Annotated in this window: 4 protein-coding genes; 1 reads left to right on the top strand and 3 read right to left on the bottom strand. The window is 69.6% G+C overall.

The features are described 5' to 3' along the window. The first annotated feature begins 147 nt into the window (after nucleotides 1-147). A complete protein-coding gene (locus G3N93_RS35965; RefSeq protein WP_174939405.1) occupies nucleotides 148-549 on the top strand; it encodes a nuclear transport factor 2 family protein in 402 nt (133 codons plus the stop codon). A 28-nt stretch (nucleotides 550-577) separates the two neighbouring features. Here the strand turns inward: G3N93_RS35965 and G3N93_RS35960 are convergent, their stop codons facing one another. The 3 genes from G3N93_RS35960 to G3N93_RS35950 form a co-directional block, all read right to left on the bottom strand. After that, nucleotides 578-1,525, bottom strand: coding sequence for a LysR family transcriptional regulator (locus G3N93_RS35960; protein ID WP_043189348.1), 948 nt, complete (start codon nucleotides 1,523-1,525; stop codon nucleotides 578-580). 68 nt (nucleotides 1,526-1,593) lie between these two features. After that, on the bottom strand, nucleotides 1,594-2,232 hold the full coding sequence (locus G3N93_RS35955; RefSeq protein ID WP_174939406.1) for a 2-hydroxychromene-2-carboxylate isomerase: 639 nt from the start codon (nucleotides 2,230-2,232) through the stop codon (nucleotides 1,594-1,596). A 94-nt stretch (nucleotides 2,233-2,326) separates the two neighbouring features. Next, complete coding sequence (locus G3N93_RS35950) at nucleotides 2,327-3,769, bottom strand: TAXI family TRAP transporter solute-binding subunit (protein WP_206135137.1); 1,443 nt, start codon at nucleotides 3,767-3,769, stop codon at nucleotides 2,327-2,329. Nucleotides 3,770-3,855 lie beyond the last annotated feature (86 nt).

Genomic DNA, 3,855 nt, shown 5'->3' with positions numbered 1-3,855 from the left:
CCGACGCGAAGGCCGCCGCAGCGGGGCGTGCGCGCGACGACGTGTCCTGCGCGCGGTAGCACCGCGCGGCCAGCGCAAGGCCGCGCGATTTTGCATACACTGCACGACGACGCGCGGCACCGGGCCGCGCCTTACCGTGCACCTACCATGTCCGATCATCAGGTTTATCTCGACACGCTCGATGCGAGCCTTGGCGCCATCGAGCGCTGGCTGTCCGGCGTCGATACCGCGCCCGAGGCGCTTGATGCGCTGCTCGCCGCGTTTTCCGCCGAATTCACGATGATCCTGACCGACGGCCGCGAGGTCGATCATGACGGTACGCGCGCGCTGTTCGCGAAGCTCGCCGGCGCGAAGCCGGGGCTGCGCATCACGCTGTCGGACACTCGCGTGCTCGCGGCCGACGCGTCGCATGCGACCGTCACCTATCTCGAGGCGCAGCACGCGGCCTCGGGCGAACTGCCCGCGCGCCGTGCAACCGCCGTGTTCGAGCGCGACGCGGCGGGCGTCGTGCGCTGGACCCATCTGCAGGAAACCTTCTGCACGGCCTGAGCGGCCGCGCCCCGTTCTGTGCCGCGGCTCAGCGCTTGCGGCTGCGGGGCACCGTCAACTCGTCGGACACGCTCTGCATCAGCGCGCACAGCCACGCGATGTCGGTCGGGCGGTCGGGCTGCGGATGCGTGAGCAGGTAGCTCTTGATGCGCGGGAACGGCACGGGCGGCGTGACGACCACGAGCGGCAGCAACTGCGCGTAGTGCGTCGCGAAGCGGCGCGTCGTCGTGAAGATCAGGTCCGACTGCAGCAGCACCTGCGGCACGATCCCGAAGTACGGCAGCGTCGTCACGATGCGCCGCGTGAGGCGCGCGCGCGCGAGGCCGATCTCGATCGCATTGCGCTTGTCGCCGGTGTATGGCGTTGGCGCGACGTGCGCGGCCGACGCGTACGCTTCGCGCGTGAGCGGCACGCGCGCGAGCGGGTGCGCATCGCGCATCAGGCACACGATCGTGTCGGAGAACAGGTCCTGACGCGCGAACTGCGGGTCGGGCTTCGGCCAGTTGCCGATCACGAGATCGAGCGCGCCCGATTCGAGCGCGCCCGCGTGATCGAGTGCGGGATTGAGCGAATCGATTTCCAGATGGGCATGCGGCGCCGCGTCGCGAAAGCGCTCGATCAGCGTCGGCATGAAGAAATCGTTCAGGTAATCGGGCGCGGCGACGCGGAACGTGCGCCGTGCGGACGACGGATCGAAGTCGCCATGCGGCGTCGCGATGAAGTCGACCTCGCGCAGCGCGCGCTGCGCGGCCTCGAGCAGCGACGCGCCGTATTCGGTCGGCACCATCCCGGATTTGCCGCGCACGAGGATCGGGTCGTTCAGCGTCTCGCGCAGCTTGCGCAGCGCGGTGCTGATCGCGGGCTGGGTCTGGTTCAGCCGCAGCGCGGCCTGCGTGACGCTGCGCTCGAGCAGCAGCGTGCGCAACACGCGCACGAGCCAGATATCGAGCGAGGCGGTACGGTCGTCGTCTTCCATCGTAGGGGGTGATTCGGGTGAAGCGTAACCTTACCGCAGCCGCGCGTTGGCGTGCGTGATACCGGCCATCACACCCGGCCCTTCGGCAGCGTGCTGATCCGCTTGACCTCGCGCGATTCGAGCCAGTTCGGCGTGCGTGCGCAATACAGCACCATCGGCAGCGCGTCCTCGCCCCAGAACAGCTGCTGGTTCATCCAGAACGTCGGCACGCCGAACACGCCGAGCGCGATCGCATCGGCATTGTTGCGGGCCAGTTGCGCGGTGGTCTCCTCGAATTCGATCAGCTCGTCGCCATGACCGACGCCGACGCGCTCGCACAGTGCCGCGAAACCTTCCGGCGTCGACGGATCGTTGCCGTCGCGCCAGATGAAGCGGAATATCTCCCGCACGGTCGCGATATCGGCGCGCAGCGCGATCGCGAGGCGCAGCAGCTTGTCCGATTCGAACGGGTGCGCGGGCGGCATCTTGAAGCGGATGCCGAGCTGCTCCGCGCGGAACAGCGCGTGACGGTACGTGAACACGCGCTTGGCCGGCACGTCGGCGCCGGAGCGCTGCCCCCAGTGACGCTGCAGGTCGGGCAGCGACACGGCGACGGGTTCGAACGGCACGTCGGGCCACTTGTCATGCTGTTCGAGGAGCAGGTAGGAGAACGGCGACACGAAGTCGAAGAACCAGGCAGGCTGGGCGGTATCGAGGCCGGTTGTCATGTCGATCTCCAGTGGGTGGGGCGTGCGGCGCCTGGCGGCGGCCTCCATGTTACGCGGCGGCACGCGCATGCGGCAATGATCGCGGATCGTCCGCTCACGCGGAACCGGGAGTCGCCCGAGGGGGATCGCCGGCCGGCGGCGGCGCGGCCCCGGCACGCTCAGGCGGTGCGTCGCCCGCGCCGGGCGGGCCTGCCGGCGCATCGTGGTCGTGCGCGGTGAGCCGTTCGCGCACGAAGCCGATGTGCTCGCGCAGCACGTAGAACTGCCCGGCATACGCCAGCGGCATCTTCATCCGGTTCACGGCTTCCTCGATGTCGTCGAGCTCGTCGAGCAACTGCACGCGCTCCTCGGCCGTGTGCTCGCCGAGCGCGCTGCGCTCGAGCGCGATCAGCGCGCCGTACCAGCGATAGATGCGCGAGCGCACGCGCCAGCCGTACAGCGACGGCACGAGGCGCAGCCCCGGGATCAGCACGACGATCAGCGGCACGACCACGACGAGCAGCCGGTCGACGAGGCTCGCGACCCAGAACGGCAGCCGCCGGTACAGGAAGGTCTTCCCTGATTTGTAGTAGCGCGCGGCGTCGTCGGAGAGCTGGAAGCCGCGCGTGACGGGCGACGGGAATTCGCCCGCGTGCTGCAGGATCGTCGCGTGGCCGTGCACCTCGCGTGCGGCCTCGATCAGCAGGTCGGACAGCGCGGGGTGCAGCGAGTCGCGCGCGACGAGCTCAATGGTCGGCGCGACCGTGTGGATGTCGGCAGGCGGGAGATTCTGACCGAGATCGTAGACGCCCATCGGCAGCGTGATCGCGGTCAGGTACGGAAAGCGCCGCGCGTACGCCTCGGCCTGCGTGAACGAATACACGTGCACGCCCGGCGCGCGGAACAGCTTCGCCATCACCGGGATCTGCGTCGAGTCGCCGGACAGGAAGGCCGCGTCGATCTTGCCGTCGAGCAGCGCGGTGGCCGCGTCCTCGCCGGCGGTCGGCAGCAGTTCGGTCGTGCCGCCCGGCACGATGCCGTTCATCTTCAGCAGCGCGAGGCTCAGCTCGCGCGCGCCGCTGCCTTCCGCCCCGAGCGCGAGCCGCTTGCCCTTGAAGTCGGACAGGCGCGCGACGACCGGGCCGCGATACATGATCGCAAGCGGCACGTAGCCGATGCTGCCGAGCGACACGAGGTGTTCGTCGCGCTCCTTCGGGCCGATGCCGCTCTGCACGAAGCCGACGTCGACCGGCGCGTTCGGGTTCGACAGCCGCGCGAGGTTCTGGGCGGACCCTTCGGACGACTGGACGTCGAGCGTGACGCCGTTCTTCGCGAGGATCGTCTTGTATTTCTGCGCGGCGTTCCAGTAGGTGCTGCCGGGCGGCCCGGACGAGATCACCAGCGTGGACGGTGGTGCCGGCTGGATCAGCTTGACCGCGAGCCAGACGGCCGCGACGGCGAGCAGCACGGTGGGGCCGATCGACAGCGCGAGGTCGCGCCACGACACCGCGACGAAGCGGGCGGCTGTCCGACGACCTGATCGCGTTTCATGCGGCATGGCCGGAGGTGACGCTCGACCTGCACGAGATGGCGCCGGCCGCGCAGCAGGACGCCATCCTCGCGGGCCGGCTCGACATCGGCTAT

This window comes from Burkholderia sp. Se-20378, from assembly GCF_017104665.1.
Classification (GTDB): Bacteria; Pseudomonadota; Gammaproteobacteria; order Burkholderiales; family Burkholderiaceae; genus Burkholderia; species Burkholderia lata.
Note: the sequence above shows the minus strand (reverse complement) of the source record. Positions and strands in the feature narration are given on the sequence as shown.